We start from the raw sequence: 19,932 nt of genomic DNA, 5'->3' as shown, positions 1-19,932 counted from the left end.
AAATTTGTACCATAACTGAAGATTTTACTCAAAGTCTTTTCAATTCTTTACCCATCCCGTTTGATTTTGGTTAGTTTATTGCAGGACGTTTACCCTCTATTATAAATAAAAAGCGTTTTTTGGAGTCACCATGGCTAAACCCATTATTACCCTGAACGGGTTAAAAATTGTCATCATGCTGGGCATGCTGGTGATCATACTCACGGGCGTTCGTTTTGCCGCCGACATCATTGTGCCCTTTATTCTGGCCCTGTTTGTTGCGGTGATCCTTAACCCACTGGTCCAGCGCATGACGCGGCTGCGCATCCCGCGCGTGCTGGCAATTACTCTGCTAATTAGCGTCATTATTTTCGCCATGGTGTTACTGGTTGCGTATCTGGGTACCTCGCTGAACGAACTGGCGCGAACGCTGCCGAAATACCGTTCCTCGCTGGCGATACCGCTGCTGCAGCTTGAGCCCTGGCTTCAGCGCGCGGGAATAGAAGTCTCGGTTGAGGAGCTTCTTAAATATATCGACCCTAATGCGGCCATGACCATCGTCACAGGCCTGCTGACGCAGCTTTCCAATGCCATGACCTCCATTTTCCTGCTGTTTTTAACGGTGGTGTTCATGCTGCTGGAGGTGCCACAGCTGCCCGCAAAGTTACAGCAAATCATGGTTCGTCCGGTTGAAGGAATGGGCGCTATTCAGCGCGCGCTGGACAGCGTTTCACGTTATCTGGTACTGAAAACCGTCATAAGCCTGGTCACCGGGGTGGTGGTCTGGGGAATGCTGGTGGCGCTGGACGTCCGCTTTGCGTTCGTCTGGGGGTTACTGGCATTTGCGCTCAATTACATTCCTAACATCGGCTCCGTGCTGGCGGCTATCCCCCCTATTCTTCAGGTGCTGGTGTTCAGCGGATTTTATGATGCGCTGATTCTGCTGGCCGGCTATCTGGCGATTAACCTGGTATTCGGGAATATTCTTGAACCGCGAATGATGGGGCGTGGGCTGGGGCTTTCGACGCTGGTCGTCTTTTTGTCCCTGATTTTCTGGGGCTGGCTGCTCGGCCCCGTAGGCATGCTGCTCTCCGTTCCGCTGACCATCATCGTGAAGATTGGTCTGGAACAGACGGCGGGCGGGCAAAGCATCGCCGTGCTGCTGAGCGATATGAGCCATCAATAGCCGTCATTCCGCCATCGACATGAGGGGCTTGCTTGCCCTTCCTCCTTCACAGTATGCCCTGAGCGCCCTCTGCCAGTCCGTCAGAGGGTACACCGTTCCGGGGCTGTATTCACTGGCGCGCATCCGGGGCCAGATTTGATCGAACTCCGCGCGCCACGCCTCTGCGCTGAGCCCATCCAGATAGTTACGAATATGGAACCACGCCACGCGCGGCAGGGGCCGTTGCTGGCGGAAGGTCTGCCCGGAGAGCAGCCCGTAGCAGACAAATATGCCCTGCTCCGGCAGCACGCTCAGGATCGCTTCCGCCAGCGCCCCGCCGGTTGCATCGTAAACGACGTCGGCACGCGCGGCAACGGAGAGAATCCGCTGCATGTCATGCTGTGCGACAGGAACGATCCCCATCGCCGCCAGCCGTTCAGCGTGAGCGGGCGAACGATGAATACCGTACACCGCCTCTGCCCCCGCCAGACGCGCCCACTGCCCGAGCAGAATGGCGCAATCCGAACCGGCGGCCGTGAGCAGCACCCGCTTTCCCCGCGGTGGATAGTGGCTCAACATCATCTGCGCCGCCAGCGGGTTGATATAGGCCCGCGCGGCCAGGCGTGAATCGACATCATCCGGCACGGGTATCGCATACTCTGCCGGGCAATCCGCATAGCGCTGCCAGGTGCCCTGCCCGCGCAGCGGCAGAACGCGTTTACCCTGCAGATATGCAAAAGACGCGGGCGCCTGAATGACAACGCCGACGCCTTCATACCCCGCGACGGCGGGCAGCGGGGTTCTGTGGCGGTAAGCGCCGGTAATGGGAATGAGATCGGACGCGTTCACCGGCGCATACAGCATTTGCACGCGGAGGTATCCCGGCGCAAGCGCGCCCGGCGGCGCGGTTTCAGGTTGCAGAACAGATTCTGGCTCGCCAAAACGGCGATACCAGAGGGCCAGATTTTCCATTACGATCTCACGGCTGACGGCGGAATACTTAATCGCGCCAGCCCATTGCCGGTGCGACATGTTTGAGAATGGACTCAATCACGTGCGCATTGTAATCCACACCGAGCTGGTTCGGTACGGTCAGTAATAACGTATCAGCCTCGGCAATCGCCTCGTCCTTCTTCAGCTGTTCGATCAGCCTGTCAGGCTCCGCGGCATAGCTGCGCCCGAAGATCGCGCGCGTTTTTTCATCAAGATACCCCACGCTATCGCTGTCGTTACGGCTGGCACCGAAGTACATCCGGTCGCGGTCGTCCATCAGGGCAAAAATACTGCGGCTGACCGAGACGCGCGGCTCGCGCGCATGCCCTGCCTCTTTCCAGGCCTGACGATAGGCGCGGATCTGTTTTGCCTGCTGAATATGGAACGGCTCACCGGTTTCGTCGTCTTTCAGGGTTGAGCTTTGCAGGTTCATGCCGAGCTTAGCGGCCCATACCGCCGTCGCATTCGAACCGGCGCCCCACCAGATACGCTCCCGCAGTCCTTCAGAATACGGTTCCAGGCGCAGCAGCCCAGGCGGATTGGGGAACATCGGCTGTGGATTCGGCTTTGCAAACCCTTCGCCGCGCAGCACCTCAAGCAGCACCTCGGTATGACGGCGCGCCATGTCCGCTTCGTTTTCCCCTTCCTGCGGGACATAGCCGAAATGACGCCAGCCATCAATGACCTGCTCCGGGGAGCCGCGGCTGATGCCAAGCTGCAAACGGCCGCCGGAGATCAGATCTGCCGCGCCCGCATCCTCGGCCATATACATCGGGTTTTCATAGCGCATATCAATCACGCCCGTACCGATTTCAATGGTTTTCGTTTTCGCGCCTATTGCCGCCAGCAGAGGGAACGGCGAGCTAAGCTGACGGGCGAAGTGGTGCACCCGGAAATAGGCGCCGTCCGCGCCCAGCTCTTCAGCGGCCACGGCCAGGTCGATGGACTGCAGCAGCGTGTCTGCCGCCGAGCGCGTGCCGGACTGCGGAGAAGGCGTCCAGTGACCAAACGATAAAAAACCGATCTTTTTCATAACCCTGTGTCCTGATAATGCGTTGCGTTCTGTCCACTTTACGCATTACCCGGTAAGAATAAATGCCGTTTATTTAACGGAATGCATCAAATAAATTGACGGAATAGAGGGGTTCGTCATTCCGCTCCATAATGGATATAATATTCCCCACTTTTTTCATGGCAGGTAAAACCGGCAATGGCTCTGATCCCTAAAAACTACGCGCGACTGGAAAGCGGCTATCGCGAGAAAGCATTAAAAATCTATCCCTGGGTCTGCGGACGCTGCTCGCGGGAGTTCGTCTATTCCAACCTGCGTGAATTGACGGTTCACCATATCGATCATGACCATACTAACAACCCGGAAGATGGCAGCAACTGGGAGCTGTTGTGCCTATTTTGCCACGATCACGAGCATTCGAAATACACCGAAGCGGATCAGTACGGCACCACCGTGGTCGCCGGTGAAGACGCGCAAAAAGACGTGGGTGTCGCCACGTTTAACCCGTTTGCCGATTTAAAAGCGATGATGGATAAGAAGAAATAATCTTCTCGTCCGCTCGTGCTCCGTGATTTTAAAATGTCCAGGTGATAGCGGCGGTTGCAGACCCCTCATTGCGCCGCATCACTATTGGGCTTTCATTCGCATGGTCGCCAAGCCAGGTATAGTCCGCGCTCAGGACCGTTCCCCAGTGAGCATCGAACTGATGGCTCCAGGTCAGGCTGGTGTCGACGCCATAAAATCCCCCCGGCGCTGAATAGCGGCGATAGCCGGTGCGGCGGCTCTGCTGCTCGCTGACCCCATACCAGGTATTCAGATAACGGCTGTCGCCAAACAGAGCCGCAGACTGAAGGGCGATCGTGTCCTCGCTGTTTTGCAGGGGAATCAACGTAACGGACGCCTGATAACTTACGCCCTGGCTGACCGTTAACGGTAGCGTCGCCTTACCCTCAACGCTTAGCCAGGACGCAGCCTGCCAGCCGACGGCCAGGCCGGTATTCAGGGTGGCATCAATGTCCCCCATCCCTTTCAGATTGTTTGCGCCCTCACGCCAGCCAGAATTTTTCTCTGCCCTCCCGAGGTCGTAACCCAGCGTATGTTCCAGGTACCAACCGCTGTCGTTTTGCAGGTCATATCCCACTCCTTTTTGTGCATCAATAAAGAAAGCACCCTTGCGCCCCTGCAGCACAGGAACCACCTGCCACACCTGCTTGTCTGAGCCTGAATAACGGGGGGCATAGTGACCGCCCAGCCCGACGGTTAAAGAGCCGGAAGCGGCGTCATCATCCGCCTGCACACCTGAGGCAACGGCCATCAGAAGCGGAACGGTCATATACAGGCCTTTTTTTATCGCTATCATACTGTTCTCCACGCAGACGCTGGCGTCTGCTGATTCAGGGTCTGCCACACAATGTTGGCGCAGTATGGTTTGGCTAAATCAATGAATCGTCGGGATAGTGTTAAGAAACGGTCAAGGTGAACGGATGTTGTACAGAAGAGTGCTGATTATTGAAGATGACGCCGATGCGGCTGGCGTGCTTGAAGCCTATTTACGTCGTGAAAATTACGATGTCACCATTACCGGAGACGGTCTTTCCGGGCTGGATATGGCGCAGCGGTGGAAACCCGACCTCATCCTGCTCGACGTGATGCTGCCCGGGCTTAACGGCACCGAAGTGCTGGCCGGACTGCGTCGTAAAAGCGATGTACCGGTGATCATGGTCACCGCCATGGGCGACACCCCCGATCGCATTGGTGCCCTGCGGTACGGTGCCGATGATTATGTTGTGAAACCCTATCATCCGGGAGAAGTCGTGGCTCGCGTACAGGCGGTGCTGCGACGCAGCAGTAAAAAAGAGACAGACGACGAGATCCTTCGCTGGCAAACGCTGGAGGTGGATGTGGCCGCCATTGTGGCGAGCGTGGATAACGGCGGCGACGCGCCCGTGATGCTCGATCTTACGCCAACGGAATTCTCGCTTCTGGCAACGCTGCTGCGCTCTCCCGCTCGCCCCTTTTCCCGTCAGTACCTGCTGGAACACTGTCTGCCGGAAAGCGAGGCGCTGGAGCGCGTGGTGGACACCCATATTTATAACCTGCGTAAAAAACTCGAAGCGGCGGGTATTTCCGGCGTGTTGATTAACGTTCGCGGCGTGGGATACAGGTTCAGACAACCATGATAAAAAACCGGCACTCCTCTCTCTGGCGCTGGATTTGCGCGCGTATCCTGGCACTGGCCATCGGCAGCGTGATCGTCATTGCCACCTGCATGTGGCTACGTTATGCGGTACAGAACTACTGGATAATGGGCAGAATGCCAGCGGCGGTCCGGCAGGAATTCCTGACGCTCAGCCAGAACCCACAGGCCGATCCGGCCCGCTTCCACAGCATTGTGGATACCTGGTGGGGGCTGAGTTATTCCACGCCATCCATCGCCTCTGCGGACTGGGTTACGGTGGCCCTGCTGGTGCTGGTGATGATCCCGTTTATTGTGGTGATGGGGTTAAAACACGCCCGACCGCTGGCGCTGCAGTTCAGCCGTCTTCGCGATGCCGCCAAAGATGTCGCCGACGGGCAGTTTGGCCGTCAGGCTGAACTGGTCAAGGATGCGCCAGCGGAAATGGTCAGCTTTGCAAACGACTTTAACTCCATGACGGGGCAACTCGCCCGCTATGAAAAAGAGCTCCGCGCCTCGCACGTCGCGATGGCGCACGAGCTGCGCTCGCCCCTGACGGCCGCCATTGGTCGTCTGCAGGGCATGTTGGACGGTGTGTTTGATGCCAGCCCGGTGCAGCTGGGAATGGTGATGAAACAGCTTCAGCATCTTAATCGCCTGACCGATGAGCTTCACCTTCTCTCGTTAGCGGACGCGGGAAATCTGGTGCTGGAAGAGCAGGCCTTTTCTCTGGATGAGCTTATTCAGGAGCGGGCGGCCTGGATCATGCCGCAGGCCGAAGCGCATCATTTTACGATTACGCTGCGTAACCCGCGTACGTGCCCGTTCAGAGGCGATGCGTTCCGCATGGGGCAGGTATTTACTATCCTTATGGAAAATGCACTACGCTACGGGCGCGAAGGCGGCCATCTTGAGGTGGCGCTGCACTACGCCAGCGGGCATTACGCCATTGAATTTCACGATGACGGACCGGGCGTATCCCCCCAGTTCTTACCGGACATGTTTAAGCGCTTTAGCCGTGAGGAGCAGTCCCGCGCGCGGCATTCCGGCGGCAGCGGCCTCGGTTTGTCTATCGCCCGGGCGATTTGTCAGGCACATGGGGGCACGATCGAGGCCTCATTACCGGAAACGGGCGGCCTTGCTGTGCGTATTTTGTTACCCTGGCAGCCGTCCGGTAATGAAAATATCCACTCTTGATAAACCCTTGACAGAACATCGAATCTTTCTCGACGTAGCGCGCATTTAATAACGCCCTCATCTTTATGGAGCGGCGTTATGTCAGACGAATTTGTTCTCTCCCTCCGCCACTGCCTGCACCATCTGTACGGCGTGGCACGCACTCTTCCCTGGGTAAATTTTCTCCCTCTGGTCCTGCTCGCGCTGGTGATTTTTCCGCTCACCGGCTGCGGTGACAAACAGGAAAATAAGCCTGCCCCAGTGCGTACGGTGCGCTACGTCGTCGTACGTACAGCCCAAACCCTCCCCGCGCTGGAAAGGACCGGTGAGATCCATGCCCACGATGAAACGACGCTGAGCTTTCAAACCGGGGGGCGAATACTGACGCGCAGCGTTGATATTGGCGATCGGGTTAATGCCGGACAGCTGCTGGCCACACTTGAAAATACCACCGGACAAAATCAGCTCGACAGCGCAACGGCCGACTATGAAGGGGCCACAGCCTCAGCGCAGGTTGCCGCGCTTAACGTCAGCCGAATGCAAAAGCTCATGCCGACGGGCGCAATAGCCCGCACGCAACTAGACAGCGCCCGCGCGGACTGGCTTGTCGCCCGCGCGCGATTAAAAAGCAGCGAGGCCGCGTGGCGTAACGCCCGCGAAAGCCTTGGCTGGACGCGCCTTATCGCTCCACAAACCGGCACGATCACCGAGGTGAGCGCCTCTGCGGGCCAGGTTGTCAGCGCGGGACAGACGGTGCTTACGCTGGCAACCGGCGAAGCCCGCGACGTAGCGTTTGATATCGCCACGCCCGATGCGATACCGCCGCTGGATAAGGCGGAATTGCGGGTTTCCCTGCTCAGCGACCCGTCGGTACAGGCATCTGCCGTGCTGCGGGATATCACCCCGCAGGCCGATCCTCAGACCCGCACCTGGCGCGTCAGAGCCACCCTGATAAACCCGCCAGCGGCGATAGCGCTGGGTGCCAGCGTCACCGTCACCCTGCCCTCGACTGGCCCGCGAGGTTACGTCATTCCCGCATCGGCGCTGAGCCGAACAGGAGATAGACCGGCGGTGTTCGTGATCAACCCGCATTCGCAGGCGCAGCTGCGCGCGGTGGTGCCTGCCTGCTATACGGCCTCCTCGGTGATTATCGCCTCCGGCCTTGAGCCAGGCGACCGGGTGATTACGGCTGGCGTGAGCAAACTCCGTTCCGGAGAGCCGGTGGTACCCGGGGAGGTTCAGCCATGAACACGAAACCGGAAGCGAAATTTAACCTGTCCGCATGGGCGCTTAACCATCAGCAGATGGTCAGTTTCTTCATGCTGCTGATCGTGGCGATGGGCGTGTTCTGCTATGAAAAACTGCCGCGTAATGAAGATCCGGTTTTTACCATTAAAACGGCGGTCGTCTCAGCGCAGTGGCCGGGCGCGTCCGTAACGGACACCACCCGTCTGCTGACCGATACGCTTGAAAAAAAGCTGCAGGAAACGCCCTGGCTTGATTATCTCGAAAGTGAAACCCGCGCCGGGAGCACGGTTATCCATGTGAATCTCCGTGACAATACCCCGCCGCAAATGGTGCAGGACATCTGGTATCAGATCCGCAAAAAAATGCAGGACATCGCGCCGTCTTTACCGGAAGGCGTTCAGGGCCCGGCCGTGAACGACGAATTTGACGATACGTTCGGCACGATTTACGGCTTTATTCCCGACGGCTACACCTTACGGGAAGTGCGGGATCGCGTTGAGACAATACGTCGTGAGCTCGCCTCCTTGCCAGATATCGGCAAAACCACCCTGCTGGGCGAACAGCAGGATCAGATGGTTCTCGCCTTTTCTCCGGCCCGTCTGGCGGGTATGGGACTGGATATTCAGGCGGTCGCCGATGCGCTGCGGGCGCAAAACGCGGTTGTCCCGGCTGGCGTTATGCGTACCGGGCAGGAGAACATCGCGATCAAGGTCAGCGGGGCGCTCACGTCCGAAGAGAGTTTACGCGCCGTCACGCTGCACATTAACAATCGCTATATTCCGCTGACCGATATCGCCACCGTCACCCGGGAAGCCGCCGAGCCGCCGGCCCCCGCGTACCGGGTAAACGGCAAACCGGCCATCGGGCTGGCGGTGTCAATGGCGCCAACGGGCAACATGCTGCGTTTTGGCGCCGCGCTGAACGACAGAATGACAGTCCTCAGCGCCGGGCTGCCGCACGGTATTGAGATGGTGAAAGTTGCCGATCAGTCGGCGGTGGTCAGTGACGCGGTAAGTGGTTTTGTCCGGGTGCTTATTGAAGCTGTTGTTATCGTGCTGGCGGTTTCATTTGTCTCGCTGGGTTTGCGGGCTGGGCTGGTGGTGGCTGCGGCCATTCCGCTGGTGCTCGCCATGACGTTTGCCGGCATGATGCTCGCCGGCATCGGGCTTCAGCGTATCTCGCTTGGGGCGCTGATCATTGCGCTGGGTCTGCTGGTGGATGACGCCATGATCGCCGTCGAAACGATGGTCTCCCGACTGGAAGCCGGGGATTCCCGTCGGCATGCGGCCACCCATGCATTCAAAACGACGGCCTTCCCGATGCTCACCGGAACCCTGGTGATGATTGCCGGGTTTATTCCCGTTGGTTTTGCGGCCTCCAGCGCCGGTGAATATTGTTTTTCCCTGTTTGCGGTAGTGCTGATTGCCCTGCTCTGCTCCTGGGTTGTCGCGATCCTGTTTTCGCCGCTGACGGGCACGTGGCTGCTGCCGGAGAAGGTCAGACATCGCGCGGCAGGCCCTGGAAGGATCTCACGCGGGTACGGGCGGCTTTTAGGGCTGGCGCTACGTCACCGGCTCGCCACCATGCTGATTGCGCTTTCCGCGCTGGGGCTGTCCGTGTACGGCACGACGTTTATGCAGGGTGAGTTCTTCCCCGCGTCGGACCGGCCTGAGCTGCTGGTCAGCCTGACGCTTCCGGCCAACGCGTCGCAGCCCGAAACGTTAAGAGAGGTGGAAAAGCTGGAACACGCGCTGGCCGGCAACAGCAATATCGAGCGCTACTCGACGTACGTCGGGTCAGGAGCCATCCGTTTTTACCTGCCGATGGACGTGCTGCTGGAAAATGAAAACATCGCCCAGATTGTGGTGGTGGCGAAGGATCTTCAGGCGCGGGATCGTCTGCATGGGCAGTTGAACAGGCTGCTGGCGGCGCAGTTTAGCGACATCATCACGCGCGTGTCGCCCCTGGAGCTTGGGCCGCCCGTCGGCTGGCCAATCAAATACCGGGTAAGCGGGCCTGATTATCTGCAGGTCCGGGCGCTTGCGAACCGTCTGGCCGACGCGATTGGCCAATCGCCGCTGTCGCGCGAGGTTAACCAGACGGCCGGAGAGCCGGAGAGGATCATTACTCTGAAGGTGAATCAGACGGCGGCCAGGGCGGCAGGAATATCGTCAGAAGCTCTCGCCCGCACCTTGAATACCCTCTGGTCCGGCAGCGTTGTCACCTCGGTCAGGGATAACGATCGCCTTGTCGACGTGGTACTGCGGGCCACGGACAATGAACGTCACAGCACCGCCACCCTCTCCTCGCTGACCGTTCAGGGGAATGACGGTAAAAAAATTCCGCTCAGCGCCGTCGCGACGCTGGTCTGGAGCGTGGACGATCCGGTCATCTGGCGTCGACAGCGTTTGCCTTTTATTACGGTGCAAACTGATCTCGCGCCGGGGCTGAGGGCCGAAGCGGTATCGGCGGCGCTGCGTCCGGCGATCGACACGCTGCGCGCGGAGCTGCCTGCCGGTTACAGCATAGAAGAAGGCGGCGCGGTTGCCGAATCAGATAAGGGGAACAGCTCCGTTTTTAGCGTTCTTCCGGTGACGCTTGTCATCATGTTGATGCTGCTGATGCTTCAGTTGCGCCGATATTCCCGGATGCTGCTGGCGCTTCTGATGGCCCCGTTTGGTTTACCGGGGATCGTGCTGGCTATGCTGCCCGGCGGCACGCCGATGGGATTTGTCGCGCTGCTGGGCGTCATCGCCCTGGCGGGGATGATCGTGCGTAACGCGGTGATACTGATTAGCGAGGTAGACAGTAATCTTGCTCAGGGGATGGCAAACGATGCCGCGATTGTGGCGGCCGCGGAGCATCGGGCCAGACCCATCTGTCTGACCGCCTGCGCCGCCATTCTGGGCATGATCCCGATCTCTCATCAGGTATTCTGGGGGCCAATGGCCTATGCGATTATCGGCGGGCTGCTGGTCGCGACGCTGGTAACGCTGACCGTATTACCCGCGTCGTTTAGCCTGCTGTTACAGTGGGGGGACTCAGCGCAAAGCCGCAGAAGAAAGGTGAGCTGAGGCTCAATCGTTCCCCGGCAGATTACACAGCCGTCAGCGCAAAACGGTTCCTCAGGATCCGGGGGATCTTATCCTCCGTCAGCTGCTGCGGCTAAACTGCGCAAACGAACCCACGCCTCGCCTGCTGAATGCCATGGAACAGATTGGCGCGCGGTGTCATGAACTGGCGGCTCTTCTCCGGTGGCGGTTTTACACTAAACTTTCCAGCCACTCGGTGAAGGCCCGCACCTTGCGGGAGAGATGGCGGTGTGGATAGAGAAGCGACAATTTACGATCCGGGGAGCGATGCTCCGGTAACACTTCAACCAGTTGGCCGCGGTCAATATAGGGCTGCAGAAAAAGATTCATCCCCTGTATTAACCCTAACCCGGCCAGGCCCGCCGCGATGTAGGCTTCGGAGTTATCCACGACCAGCTTGCCGGGCAGCGTTATTTCCGCAATGCCTTCTGGCGTAGTAAACGTCCAGGGTTGAATTTTTCTGCTGTTGTTATTAATCCAGTTGATGGCCTGATGTTTGTATAAATCATCCAGCGTTTCTGGCGTACCGTGTTTTGCCAGCCAGGCCGGGCTGGCACAGGTCGTGATTTTAATGTTCCCGATTTTGCGCGCGACATAGTCACCATCGTCCAGCTCCCCCACTCGCAGCACGCAGTCCAGGCCATCGCGCAGCATATCCCGACGGCGGTCAGAGCTGCTCAGTATGATGTCGATCTCAGGATGCTGCCGATAAAAATCCGGCAGGTTGGGTATGACCCTCAGCGCCGCAAAAGCGATGGGCATATCCACCCGCAACTGACCGTGTATTGCCCGGCCAGTGCCAAACGACTCCAGTAAATCGTCCGCCTGCGCCAGCAGGGGTTTACTTCGGCGATAAAACGCCTCGCCGTCCGGCGTCAGGCTAATCCGCCGCGTTGTTCTCTGCAGCAAACGCGTGCCGCTGTGCTGCTCCAGATGCTGTAACGCTTTGGTGACCGCCGGACGGTGGATCTGCAGATTTTCCGCCGCCTGGGTCAGGCTGCCCGACTCGACAATTTCAATGAAAACTCTAATTGATTCAAAGAGATTTAGTTGCATTGGTTGTCTCTTTTGCCGTCACAGGAATGTCAGGATTGTTACTTATTTTATAACAGTGATGAATCTTTTTGGCTATTTTTCCTAACAATCTTCCGCCCTACACTCTCCTCCATTCAAACGTGAGGAATGTTCTGCTATGAAAAATAACCGTATCTGTCAGATCCTGGGGATCGAAAAGCCTGTTATTCAGGGACCGTTATCCTGGCTTACTGATGCCCGTTTAGTGGCCGCGGTCAGCAATGCAGGAGGACTCGGCGTGCTCGGCCCCAACGCAGGGTTAACCGCCGATACCGCGGTCTCCACGCCGGAAGAAACCGCCGAAAAAATGCGGGAAGAAATTCGCAAAACCAAACGGCTGACCGAAAAACCCTTCGGCGTGAACCTGATCCCCACCGCCGTTAATGACGTCTGGACCGGGCCAATTCTTAAGGTGATAAAAGAGGAAGGCGTCAGGGCCGTGGTGTATACGGGCTATGGTGAAGGCAGCATTATTCCTGCGCTGTTCAATGAGTTAAAAGAGGCGGGTATCGCCATTATCTACCGCGACATCAATCCCACGCCGGAGAACACCCTTCTGGCTGAAAAAATGGGAGCAGACATTATCGTCGCCACCGGTTTTGACGAGGGCGGGACGCTACCCGCAACGGCGCTGGGTACCTTTTCCATCGTGCCGCTGATTGCCGATGCCGTGAAGCATGTTCCGGTGATGGCGGCGGGCGGTATTACCGATCGCCGCACCGCCAGAGCGGCGCATGCGTTAGGTGCGGAAGGCGTGTTTGCCGGTTCGGTCTTTATCAGTACCGTAGAAAGCCGCGTGCCGCAGGAGGTCAAAGAGAAAATTGTTGCCGCCAACGGCCTGGACCTGCTGCTTTTCCGCACTGTCCCTCACTACTATCGTTCTCTCCCCGGCAAGCTGGCGGAAAAACTGGCGGCGATGGATAAAGCTGGCGCAAGCAATGAAGCGCTGGGCAAGGCGATGGGAGGATTGCGGGGCCTGCGCCTGGGCATGCTGGAAAATAACACCGATGAAGGTTATATCGCGCTCGGCACGGGGATCGGGAATATCCGCAGCGTGAGAAGCGTGGTCGAGGTTGTCGATGCGTTAACGGTTGAGTAAGCCCTTAACCCTGATACTATGGACGCTGCACAGGAGCGGCGTCCGTAAACCGTCTTCGGCTCTTTGTCACACATAGCCGCCTTTTACCTCGCCACCGGTAAATCCGCGTACCGCGTCGTATAGGCCGGTGACAGCATCTCGCGCTTCATCGCCCAGGCTTTCTCAATCCCCTGCCCGGCAAACCATATTTTCCCTTTGCCGGAATGATTTAAGCTGTCGATGGTTTCCATCAGCGCGGCGCTGTTGGCGCTCGGTCGGTTATCGTCAAACAAATTCAGCTGGGCAACGCCGCTGCTGAAAAAGTCTGCCAGCATCACCCCCGCTTTCATATAGCGATATCCGTCAAGCCAGATACGCCCCAGCGCCTCCGTGGCGGCACGGATGATATCGCGCGAATCATTGGTGGGCGTCATCAGGGTGACGGAAGCCTGATTGCCGTAATAAATTTCGTTGTCGGCATGCGGGCTGGTGCGCACAAACACGCTGATGAAGCGGCAATACTGATGCTCGCCACGCAGTTTTTCCGCAGCACGTTCTGCATAGGCGCAAATGGCCTGATGCATCTCCTCGTACTGCGTAATACGGTGTCCAAACGAACGACTACAGATAATTTGCTGCTTCGTGGGAGTAAACTCTTCCAGATCGAGGCAGGGCTCACCTCGAAGCTCGCGCGCCGTGCGCTCCATTACCACGTTAAAATGTTTGCGGATGACCCAGGATGACGCTTCCGCCAGCTCCAGCGCCGTGGTTATCCCCATCGCGTTAAGCTTTTTCGTGATACGTCGTCCTACGCCCCACACCTCCTCCACCGGAACCTTTGCCAGCAGCTTACGCTGCCGTCCACGATCCGAGAGATCGACCACGCCACCGGTGGCTGACCACCGCTTCGCCGCATAGTTGGCCAGCTTCGCCAGCGTTTTAGTCGGCGCAATCCCGACGCCCACGCTTAAGCCTGTGTTTTTAAAGACCTGCGTACGCATCTGATGACCGAATGCTTCCAGCGAGATGCAGTTGCTGACACCCGAAACGTTCACAAATGCTTCATCGATGGAGTAGATCTCAATGGCCGGCGCGAGATCGGTCAGCGTCTGCATCACCCGGCTGCTGAGATCGGCATACAGCGCATAGTTGGAGCTAAAGACGTAAACCCGCGACGGATACCCCTTCTCTTTGAATTTAAAATAGGGCTCCCCCATTTTTATGCCGAACTGCTTTGCCTCCCGCGACAGCGAAATAATACAGCCGTCGTTATTGGACACCACCACGATGGGCTTACCCACCAGATCGGGGCGAAACACCCTCTCGCAGGAGGCATAGAAGCTATTCACATCAACCAGCGCGAACATGTTTATGCGTTTTGAGCGTATGAGTGACGACACCGAAGATTTGCAGCTCCTCTTCGGACTGAAAGGCGATCGGCTGATAGCGGGCATTACGCGGCAGCAGCCGCAGAACCGGGCGGGTCTGTAGCTCTTTCACCGTAAACTCGCCGCCGACCGACGCCACAACAATGTCCCCGTGTTCGGCATTTAACGAGCGGTCTACCACCAGCAGATCGCCGTCGCTAATCCCTGCGCCGATCATGGAGTCCCCGCTCACTTTGATAAAGTAGGTCGCACTGGGGTGCCTGACCGCCAGCCGGTTAAGATCGAGACGATCCTCCACATAATCCTGCGCAGGGCTTGGAAAGCCACAGGCAACACGCTCAAGATATAAAGGTAATTCAATAAGTTGCTTTGGATGATAAGAAAAGAGAGTGTCCATAACTGCCTTCCCCGCCAGATACTGTATATAAACACAGTATTACGGATTACGGCACAGGATCAAGGTCATTTCCGACAAAGACCGCAAACGCGTTGAAGTTTGAGCGGATTTAATTTAGCAACCTCTCCTGCTGGCGATCGCAGATGGGCCAACCCAAAGTCATAAAAAAGTCATTAGAAAAGAATTTAAAATCACTTCATTTGAAAAAATATAGTTAAATCACTAATTGAACACTATTAATTGACTTAAATATCAGAATAACGCATATTTTAGGGCACGAATTATCAAGATTTTTGGAGGACGTTTTCTATGCCAGCCCGTGACTATCCCGACAAGCGAGTTGCCCGCGGTTTAGCAAAGGAGGCCGATCTCAGGATGTTGAGCGCCCGCATTGAGCCTGACCTGATGGAATACATCAGAATCACCGCCTTTGAGACGCGAAAAAGCAAGCAGGAAATTGTGGCAGAAGCGTTAGCGCTTCACAGACAAAAAAGTCAATGCGGAGTCTGAGCAGGCAAAGCCTGGAAGTGTCCTTCCGGCTTTGACCATGCTGTGATTAACCCATCAGCGCATTCAGTTTTTCAAGTGCTTCAGGCGGCAATTGCACCTCTCCCGCCGCGAGGTTTTGCCGCAGATGCGCCACGGATGACGTGCCGGGGATCAGCAGGATGTTCGGCGACCGTTGCAGCAGCCATGCCAGCGCAACCTGCATCGCCGTTGCGCCCAGGGAATCCGCGACGGCCTGCAGGCCGGTGGACTGCAGTGGCGTGAAGCCTCCCAACGGGAAGAACGGCACATACGCAATCCCCTGCTGCGCCAGTAAATCTACCAGCGCATCGTCGCCGCGGTTCACAATGTTGTACATGTTCTGCACGCAGACGACCTGCACCATCTTCCGCGCTTCCGCCACCTGCGTGGCCGTGACGTTGCTCAGGCCAATGTGACGTACCAGCCCCTGCTGCTGTAATTCTGCGAGGGTGGAAAGCGGTTCAGCAATCGATCCTTCTGCCGGGCCGTGTGCGCTAAACATGATCCGCAGGTTCACCACGTCCAGCACATCCAGCTTCAGGTTGCGCAGGTTGTCATGCACCGCCTGGGTCAGCTCCTGCGCGGAAAAGGCCGGCAGCCAGGCCCCTTTGTCATCGCGACGGGCACCGATCTTGGTGACGAGGGTGAGATCGTCCCGGTAAGGATGAAGCGCCTCGCGGATCAGCTGGTTCGTCACATGCGGCCCGTAAAAATCGCTGGTATCGATATGATTCACACCCGCCGCTACGGCTTCGCGCAGCACGTCCAGCGCGGCCTGTTTATCCTTCGGCGGGCCAAATACGCCCGGCCCGGCAAGCTGCATTGCCCCGTAGCCCAGTCGTTTCACCGTTCGCGTTCCGAGCGCGTACGTCCCGCTTTTATCAATGCTGCTCATGTTAACCTTCCTCATAAAATGATCCGGATTTACAACAGGTTCCTGACCGAAGCCCTAAGTTAAGCGCGAGTTAAATTAAAGTTTAAATTCTATACGACGATAGTATGGGTGTACCTCTGCATCTTTTCTAACGGACGACCGCTATGCTGAAAAATCTGCACGTGATTACCGGAATTATCTTTGCCCTCACCATATTCTGTCTGCTGCAAGTTGTCACGGGAGGGTTGTTCTACTCTGCCGTCAGCAACGATCGCCATAACTTCCAGAACTCCGGCGTGCTGAATGCCCAGCAGGAAAGCCTGAGCGACAGCGTGAACACGCTGGTGAAAACGCGCGTTACCGTCACCCGCGTGGCAATCCGCTACCTGAAGAACCAGCGCGACCCGGCATCCCTTGCCGCGATTAACAAACTGCTCGGCACCGCAGGCGACTCGCTGGCTAAAGCTGAAGCCTATAACAAAGAATGGCAGAAAATGCCGCAGGTTAACGGCCAGAATGCGGCGTTAACCGACGAGATGCAGAAGTCATGGAATCAGATGCACGAGGTGATGCGTTTGTCGATTGAGTATCTGCGTGCCGACAACTATCAGGCCTATGGCGATCTGGACGCTCAGCAGGCCCAGGACGACATGGAAGCGGTCTATAACCGCTGGCGCGCCGAGAACAACACGCTGCTGAAGGCGGCAACCGAAGAGAACCAAAGCAGCTTCACGCAGATGCAGTGGACGCTGGCAGCCATTTTCCTGGCCGTTATCGCCGTGCTGGTGGTGATCTGGCAGGGTTTACAGCACCTGCTGTTAAAACCGCTCAACGCCATCATGAACCATATTCGCGCCATTGCGGGAGGCGATCTGACGCAGGATATCACCCTCTCTGGCCGCAATGAGATGGGTCAGCTGGCGGCTGGCCTGCACGAGATGCAGCAGTCGCTGGTGACGACCGTCAGCGCCGTACGCGGCAGCACCGACTCCATCTACACCGGCGCGGGTGAAATTGCCGCAGGGAGCAACGATCTCTCCGCCCGCACCGAAGAGCAGGCCTCCTCGCTTGAAGAGACTGCCGCCAGCATGGAAGAGCTGACCGCAACGGTTAAACAGAACTCCGATAACGCCCGTCAGGCGACGCTGCTGGCGAAGAATGCCTCTGAAACAGCGGCTCGCGGCGGCCACGTCGTGGATAACGTGGTGCGCACCATGAACGAAATTGCCGACAGTTCGCAGCAAATCGCTCATATTACCGGCGTGATTGACAGCATTGCGTTCCAGACCAACATTCTGGCGCTTAACGCCGCGGTGGAAGCCGCACGCGCAGGCGAGCAAGGCCGCGGGTTTGCGGTTGTCGCCGGTGAAGTTCGTACGCTGGCCAGCCGCAGCGCGCAGGCGGCGAAAGAGATCAAAGGGCTTATTGAGAACTCCGTCAGCCGGGTGAACACCGGTTCTGAGCAGGTCAGCGAAGCGGGCGCGACCATGAAGGAGATTGTCGCCGCCGTCACCCGCGTCACCGATATCATGGGCGAGATTTCGTCCGCATCGGATGAACAGAGCCGCGGAATTGAGCAGGTGAGCCTGGCCGTGTCGCAGATGGACAGCGTAACGCAGCAAAACGCCGCGCTGGTGCAGCAGTCCGCCACGGCGGCAGCGGCGCTGGAAGATCAGTCCGAACAGCTGCGTCAGGCCGTGGCCGCGTTTCGTCTGAACGGTAAAGCAAACGCCACCGCCCCGCGCCCGGCCAACGTTAAAACGCCGCAGTTGCTGCGTCCGGCAACGGCTAATGCCACCCCCGACAGTAACTGGGAAACCTTCTAAGCCTCAGGCGGGCGAAGATATCGCCCGCTAACGGCTGCGCTTGGCGTGCCGTTCCCAGTTCTCCTGCTTCGCGTCGTCAGATTTTCGCAGGGAAACATAGCAAGCCCCGCTGCCGCCGTGATGCGGCAGCGCCACGCAGAACGCCTGCACTTCCTTGAACTCGGTTAACCAGCGTGCCAGATAGCTACGCACCACATTAGGATGCGAATTTTGCTCGCGCCCTTTCCCGTGGATGATGATGAGGTTACGTAATCCGTCACGACTGGCCTGGCGAATAAAGGAATACAGCATCTGGCGGCAGCGTTCAGCGGGCTGACGCAACAGATTTAAGCTGGCCTGTCGGGAGTATTTACCCGAACGCAGCTTATCAATAACGCCCTGCTGGACGCCTTCGCGCTGGAACGCCAGCGGCTCGTCAAGCGGCAATAGCTCAAGGAAACCCAGGGTCAGAAAGTTGTCGAGCTGTTCGGTATCGATGTCCTGGCGAGCCCGGGTATTACGGCTTTGCTGCCAGTGGATATCGGTGCAGCGTTTCAGGGGCTGGACATCCTCCATGGCGTCAAGAAAAAGGGATTTGTCGTCAGGGTTCATGGAAATCCTCCGGCTACATCTGGGCTTGTACTATACCTGCGCCAGACAGGTGTCTCAATAACCCTTAGAAGATGAGGCACGAGATAAATATTAACCCGATGAATATATATAGGCATTATAAAATGTACTTAAACCTGACTTAACTAAAACCCCAGCAACGGTAAAATAGGTGATTTGCGTTAAATTTTCGTGAAATCAGTCATTCACCTTCCTTTCATTTTTCGGGAAAGGTGTTATAACTAAATTTACCTGCCTCATGGATATAATACCCAGGACTTGCGAAAGGACGCACTGCTGTGTGTACTATAGGGTCTGTCTGATGTCGGGCAGACTCTGTTTTTTTATTATGCGACACTCACCCTGAAATTATTTTTCTCGCTTCCCTTCTGAATTGCGTAATTAATGATTCGGCAAGCGGAGTTTGACGAGAATCCCGGCGCTGAATTAAATAATATGCGGCTTTTGGAAGCGACTCGGCAACCGGCAAAATGACCAGACGGTGCGCCAGCAGCGGATCACAGCCTAACTCCTGCGGAAGGATACTTAAAAAATCACTTTGCGCAACAAGGCTAATGCAGGAAGAAAAGGTTTCGCACACTACGCCAATCCGCGGTATTTGCGAGCGGTGGCTAAATAGATCTTCTAATTGCTTATAATAACTCCCCCGCGGCGTTGGCATTGTCCAGTTATAATGCAGCAGATCGTTAATGGATGTTGCCCCTGTCGCCGGATGCCCTTCCCGGCAAAATACCGCAAACGGTTTTTCGAAGAGTTTTTCAAACGTAAACTCATGGTCGTAAGGCCCCTGATAATAGGTGTTGATGGTGAAGTCCAGTTCGCCCTGGCGTAATTCATTGATCATCGACACCAGCTGCCCTTCCATAATTCGCACTTTAACCTGCGGGTGCTGGGCGTGAAAACGGGTGATGACGGCGGGCATCAGGCTGCGTGACACGCTGGCCCCCATCCCGATATTGATCTGCCCGGCCAGATCCCCCTGCCGCTGGCGAATGTCATCCTGCGCCGCACGCAGCTCTTCCAGAATCAGCCTGGCGCGCTGGTAAAACCCTTCCCCGCACTCGGTCAGCGCAACGCCTTTACTCCGGCGAACAAAAAGCTGCGCCGCCATGCCCTCCTCCAGCTCTTTGATGGATTTGGTCAGCGCCGGCTGCGAGAGATTCAGCGTCCGGCTGGCACCGCGAATGCTGCCCTGACGCGCCACTTCAACAAACGCCCGGATTTGATGAAATTTAATCTGAAATGACATAGCCCAACCGATAACCGTTGTTTATCAGAGTAAAGAAACTGTCATCTACTTTAATGGAAAGGGATGTG

General features: G+C 57.1%; 18 protein-coding genes and 1 pseudogene. 10 read left to right on the top strand and 9 right to left on the bottom strand.

The genetic code is table 11. The features are described from left to right. The first annotated feature begins 130 nt into the window (after nucleotides 1-130). Entirely contained in the window at nucleotides 131-1,165 is a 1,035-nt protein-coding gene (locus IM291_RS02930; protein WP_028012964.1) for an AI-2E family transporter, read from the top strand. A gap of 3 nt (nucleotides 1,166-1,168) precedes the next feature. On the opposite strand, the gene IM291_RS02925 is transcribed toward IM291_RS02930, so the two are convergent. Both IM291_RS02925 and IM291_RS02920 read right to left on the bottom strand, forming a co-directional pair. Next, nucleotides 1,169-2,116, bottom strand: coding sequence for a zinc-dependent alcohol dehydrogenase family protein (locus IM291_RS02925; RefSeq protein ID WP_192986083.1), 948 nt, complete (start codon nucleotides 2,114-2,116; stop codon nucleotides 1,169-1,171). A 28-nt stretch (nucleotides 2,117-2,144) separates the two neighbouring features. Continuing rightward, entirely contained in the window at nucleotides 2,145-3,170 is a 1,026-nt protein-coding gene (locus tag IM291_RS02920; protein ID WP_048956325.1) for an LLM class flavin-dependent oxidoreductase, read from the bottom strand. A 177-nt stretch (nucleotides 3,171-3,347) separates the two neighbouring features. Here IM291_RS02920 and yajD point away from each other — a divergent pair, with 177 nt between their 5' ends. Continuing rightward, the gene (yajD, locus tag IM291_RS02915) at nucleotides 3,348-3,695 is read left to right on the top strand and encodes an HNH nuclease YajD (RefSeq protein WP_003857471.1); all 348 of its coding nucleotides are present in this window, start codon (nucleotides 3,348-3,350) and stop codon (nucleotides 3,693-3,695) included. A 28-nt stretch (nucleotides 3,696-3,723) separates the two neighbouring features. Here yajD and IM291_RS02910 read toward each other — a convergent pair whose 3' ends face one another. Beyond that, complete coding sequence (locus tag IM291_RS02910; protein ID WP_192986081.1) at nucleotides 3,724-4,509, bottom strand: MipA/OmpV family protein; 786 nt, start codon at nucleotides 4,507-4,509, stop codon at nucleotides 3,724-3,726. Between the two features lie 124 nt (nucleotides 4,510-4,633). Between IM291_RS02910 and IM291_RS02905 the strand changes: the two genes are divergently transcribed. From IM291_RS02905 to IM291_RS22070, 5 genes and pseudogenes are all read left to right on the top strand, one after another. Continuing rightward, the gene (locus IM291_RS02905; RefSeq protein WP_192986080.1) at nucleotides 4,634-5,329 is read left to right on the top strand and encodes a response regulator; all 696 of its coding nucleotides are present in this window, start codon (nucleotides 4,634-4,636) and stop codon (nucleotides 5,327-5,329) included. Further along, a complete protein-coding gene (locus IM291_RS02900; RefSeq protein WP_045630209.1) occupies nucleotides 5,326-6,522 on the top strand; it encodes a cell wall metabolism sensor histidine kinase WalK in 1,197 nt (398 codons plus the stop codon). The genes IM291_RS02905 and IM291_RS02900 overlap by 4 nt, the downstream gene beginning before the upstream one ends. Before the next feature lie 78 nt (nucleotides 6,523-6,600). Then, the gene (locus tag IM291_RS02895; RefSeq protein WP_192986078.1) at nucleotides 6,601-7,749 is read left to right on the top strand and encodes an efflux RND transporter periplasmic adaptor subunit; all 1,149 of its coding nucleotides are present in this window, start codon (nucleotides 6,601-6,603) and stop codon (nucleotides 7,747-7,749) included. Next, on the top strand, nucleotides 7,746-10,823 hold the full coding sequence (locus IM291_RS02890; RefSeq protein WP_192986076.1) for an efflux RND transporter permease subunit: 3,078 nt from the start codon (nucleotides 7,746-7,748) through the stop codon (nucleotides 10,821-10,823). The genes IM291_RS02895 and IM291_RS02890 overlap by 4 nt, the downstream gene beginning before the upstream one ends. Before the next feature lie 73 nt (nucleotides 10,824-10,896). Beyond that, nucleotides 10,897-11,079 (top strand): annotated as a pseudogene (locus IM291_RS22070) (hypothetical protein); the annotation flags it as partial. On the opposite strand, the gene IM291_RS02885 reads toward IM291_RS22070, so the two are convergent. After that, nucleotides 11,013-11,897: a LysR family transcriptional regulator gene (locus tag IM291_RS02885; protein ID WP_045261464.1), complete on the bottom strand. Its 885-nt coding sequence runs from the start codon at nucleotides 11,895-11,897 to the stop codon at nucleotides 11,013-11,015. The pseudogene IM291_RS22070 and the gene IM291_RS02885 overlap by 67 nt on opposite strands. A 136-nt stretch (nucleotides 11,898-12,033) precedes the next feature. On the opposite strand from IM291_RS02885, the gene IM291_RS02880 reads away from it, so the two are divergent. Beyond that, nucleotides 12,034-13,014, top strand: coding sequence for a nitronate monooxygenase family protein (locus IM291_RS02880; protein ID WP_059356975.1), 981 nt, complete (start codon nucleotides 12,034-12,036; stop codon nucleotides 13,012-13,014). Nucleotides 13,015-13,097: 83 nt separating this feature from the next. On the opposite strand, the gene umuC is transcribed toward IM291_RS02880, so the two are convergent. Together umuC and umuD are read right to left on the bottom strand one after the other, a co-directional pair. Further along, complete coding sequence (gene umuC, locus IM291_RS02875; RefSeq protein WP_045630206.1) at nucleotides 13,098-14,360, bottom strand: translesion error-prone DNA polymerase V subunit UmuC; 1,263 nt, start codon at nucleotides 14,358-14,360, stop codon at nucleotides 13,098-13,100. Next, nucleotides 14,344-14,778: a translesion error-prone DNA polymerase V autoproteolytic subunit gene (gene umuD / locus IM291_RS02870; RefSeq protein WP_028012955.1), complete on the bottom strand. Its 435-nt coding sequence runs from the start codon at nucleotides 14,776-14,778 to the stop codon at nucleotides 14,344-14,346. The genes umuC and umuD overlap by 17 nt, the downstream gene beginning before the upstream one ends. Before the next feature lie 309 nt (nucleotides 14,779-15,087). Here umuD and IM291_RS02865 point away from each other — a divergent pair, with 309 nt between their 5' ends. Further along, nucleotides 15,088-15,288, top strand: coding sequence for a hypothetical protein (locus IM291_RS02865; protein ID WP_028012954.1), 201 nt, complete (start codon nucleotides 15,088-15,090; stop codon nucleotides 15,286-15,288). A 46-nt stretch (nucleotides 15,289-15,334) separates the two neighbouring features. Here the strand turns inward: IM291_RS02865 and IM291_RS02860 are convergent, their stop codons facing one another. Next, nucleotides 15,335-16,201, bottom strand: a complete 867-nt coding sequence (locus IM291_RS02860; RefSeq protein ID WP_028012953.1) for an aldo/keto reductase family oxidoreductase — start codon at nucleotides 16,199-16,201, stop codon at nucleotides 15,335-15,337. A gap of 143 nt (nucleotides 16,202-16,344) precedes the next feature. On the opposite strand from IM291_RS02860, the gene IM291_RS02855 reads away from it, so the two are divergent. Then, a complete protein-coding gene (locus tag IM291_RS02855; protein WP_028012952.1) occupies nucleotides 16,345-18,006 on the top strand; it encodes a methyl-accepting chemotaxis protein in 1,662 nt (553 codons plus the stop codon). A 27-nt stretch (nucleotides 18,007-18,033) separates the two neighbouring features. On the opposite strand, the gene smrA is transcribed toward IM291_RS02855, so the two are convergent. Beyond that, nucleotides 18,034-18,597 (bottom strand): DNA endonuclease SmrA, encoded by a 564-nt coding sequence (gene smrA, locus IM291_RS02850; RefSeq protein WP_045261469.1) that lies wholly within the window; start codon nucleotides 18,595-18,597, stop codon nucleotides 18,034-18,036. A 355-nt stretch (nucleotides 18,598-18,952) separates the two neighbouring features. Then, entirely contained in the window at nucleotides 18,953-19,864 is a 912-nt protein-coding gene (locus tag IM291_RS02845; protein WP_045261470.1) for a LysR family transcriptional regulator, read from the bottom strand. Nucleotides 19,865-19,932: the final 68 nt, after the last annotated feature.

The organism is Enterobacter cloacae complex sp. P27C, from assembly GCF_014895705.1.
GTDB classification, from domain to species: Bacteria; Pseudomonadota; Gammaproteobacteria; order Enterobacterales; family Enterobacteriaceae; genus Enterobacter; species Enterobacter bugandensis.
The sequence above is the reverse complement of the archived record's forward strand: the minus strand, read 5'-3'. Positions and strand labels throughout refer to the sequence as shown.